Genomic DNA, 2,432 nt, shown 5'->3' on the forward strand with positions numbered 1-2,432 from the left:
AGGTGATCAACATCGGCTCGGGCCAGGCCTACACCATCGCGGCGGTGGCGCAGCTGCTGGCCGAGGCGATGAACCTGCCTGAGCTTGCGCCGGAGATCCTCGGCAAGGCTCGCTCCGGCGACATCCGCAACTGCTTCGCCGATATCGACAAGGCGCGCCGGCTGCTTGGCTTCGAGCCGGCCTTCCGGCTGGAGGATTCGCTGGAGGAGTTCGTGACCTGGGTCGGCAGCATGGCGGTGGTGGACCGCGGCGCCGACATGCGCAGGCAGCTGGAAGAACGGGGGCTGGTGACATGAGCCAGGACTTCGGCTTTGTCGAATGGTTCCGGCCGGGCGAGCATGACCGGGTGGAGGAGGCGCTGGCAGGTATCCGCGGCAGCGGCGCGCGCCACCTGCGCACCCATCTGAGCTGGGCCGAATATGTCGCTCCGGGCGGCGAGGAGTGGTTCGACTGGCTGCTGCCGCGGCTGGGCGGCGAGATCGACCTGCTGCCCTGCGTACATTACACGCCGCCGTCGCTGTCGCGCACCGGCAAAACCTCGGGCGCGCCGCATGACCTGAAGGCCTATGCCGATTTCGTCGACCACATCCTGACCCGGCACGGCCGGCAGTTCTCGCATGTCGAGCTGTGGAACGAGCCGAACAACCTGCTCGACTGGGACTGGCGGCAGGATGCCGATTTCCAGCTGTTCTGCGAGATGGTCGGCGGCGCGGCCTACTGGGTGAAGCAGCGCGGCTGGAAAGCGGTCTTGGGCGGGCCATGCCCCTTCGACCCGCTCTGGCTGAACCTGATGGGCCAGCGCGGCGTGCTGGCCGAATGCGCCGCCGTCGGCTTCCACGGCTTTCCCGGCACCTGGGACAGCGAGGAGGCCGCCTGGGGAGGCTGGGACCTGCACCTGGGCGAGATGCGCGCGGTGCTCGACCGGCACAACCCCGAGGCCGAGATCTGGATCACCGAGACCGGCTATTCCACCTGGCGCAACGACGAGGTGGAGCAGGCCCGCCGCTTCGGCCGGGCGCTGAAGGCCCCGGCGGCGCGGGTCTACTGGTATGGCTGGCGCGATCTTGCCGCCGATGTCGCGGTGCAGGAGGGGCTGTGGTTCGACCCGCGGCACTACCACCTCGGCGCGGTGGATGCGGCCAACCAGCCCAAGCTGCTGGCGCGGCTCCTTGCGGCGGGCGGGGTGGCCTCGGTCACCGAGGTCACGCGGCTCGCCGCGCCGACGCTGAGCGCGGCGGTGAAGCCCGTGGTGGTGACCGGCGGCAGCGGCTTCATCGGCTCGAACCTCGCCGATGACCTGCTCACCGCCGGGCAGGAGGTGATCCTGATCGACAACCTCAGCCGGCCCGGGGTGGACGACAACCTGCGCTGGCTGAAGGCGCGGCATGGCGAGCGGCTGCATCCGGTGGTCGCCGACCTGCGCGACGCGCGGGCGATGACCGAGGCGATGCGCGACGCCTCCGCCGTCTTTCACCTGGCCGGGCAGACCGCGGTGACCACCAGCCTGCAGAACCCGGTCGACGATTTCGAGATCAACGCCCGCGGCACGCTGAACGTGCTGGAGGCGATCCGCGCCACCGGCCGCGCCGTGCCGGTGATCTTCGCCAGCACCAACAAGGTCTATGGCGCGCTGGAGGATGTGGCGATGGTGGCCGAGGACGACCGCCACATGCCGGCCGACCCGGCGCTGGCCGCCGGGGTCGGCGAGGACCGCCCGCTCAGCTTCTGCACGCCCTACGGCTGTTCCAAGGGCGTGGCCGACCAGTATGTGCTGGATTACGCCAAGTCCTACGGCATCCCCTCGGCGGTGCTGCGGATGTCCTGCATCTACGGGCCGCGCCAGTTCGGCACCGAGGATCAGGGCTGGGTCGCGCATTTCCTGATCCAGGCGCTGAAGGGCAATGCGATCTCGGTCTATGGCGACGGGCGGCAGGTGCGCGACGTGCTGCATGTCGCCGACGCCGTCGCCGCCTACCGCCGGCTGATGGCGCATCTGGAGGCCGGGGGCGGCAGCCGCGCCTTCAACCTGGGCGGCGGGCCGCGGAATGCGGTCAGCCTGCGCCAGGTGATCCGCGAGATCGAGCGGCTCACCGGCCGCCCGCTGGAGGTAGGCTTTGCCGACTGGCGGCAGGGCGACCAGCTCTATTTCGTGGCCGACACCGCCGCGCTCGAGGCCGAGACCGGCTGGAGCGCCGGCATCGGCTGGCGCGAGGGGCTGGCGGGGCTGGCCGACTGGCTGGCCGAGCATCGCGGCCTCGGCCGGCCCGAACCGGCGAGACGGCGGGCATGAGCAGCGAGGCGTCCCGGCTCTCGGTGCTGATGACCGTCGACGCGGTCGGCGGGGTCTGGCGCTATGCCATGGACCTCGCGGCCGGGCTGGCGGAGGAGGGCGTCGCCGTGGTTTTCGCCGGCTTCGGCCCGCCGCCCTCGGC

General features: G+C 71.0%; 2 protein-coding genes. Both read left to right on the forward strand.

The window, feature by feature from the left end; translation table 11 throughout:
* Positions 1–296: NAD-dependent epimerase/dehydratase family protein (locus C5F48_RS23120; protein WP_373454370.1), on the forward strand; the 296-nt coding region annotated here is incomplete at its 5' end.
* Positions 293–2,290: an NAD-dependent epimerase/dehydratase family protein gene (locus C5F48_RS23125; RefSeq protein WP_107666045.1), complete on the forward strand. Its 1,998-nt coding sequence runs from the start codon at positions 293–295 to the stop codon at positions 2,288–2,290. The genes C5F48_RS23120 and C5F48_RS23125, both read left to right, overlap by 4 nt.
* Positions 2,291–2,432 lie beyond the last annotated feature (142 nt).

It is taken from the genome of Cereibacter changlensis JA139, from assembly GCF_003034985.1.
Classification (GTDB): domain Bacteria; phylum Pseudomonadota; class Alphaproteobacteria; order Rhodobacterales; family Rhodobacteraceae; genus Cereibacter; species Cereibacter changlensis.

Bases quoted from the DNA above. Each gene is read 5' to 3' on its own strand.
- C5F48_RS23125 (WP_107666045.1), top strand. From the start codon at position 293: ATGAGCCAGGACTTCGGCTTTGTCGAATGGTTCCGGCCGGGCGAGCAT.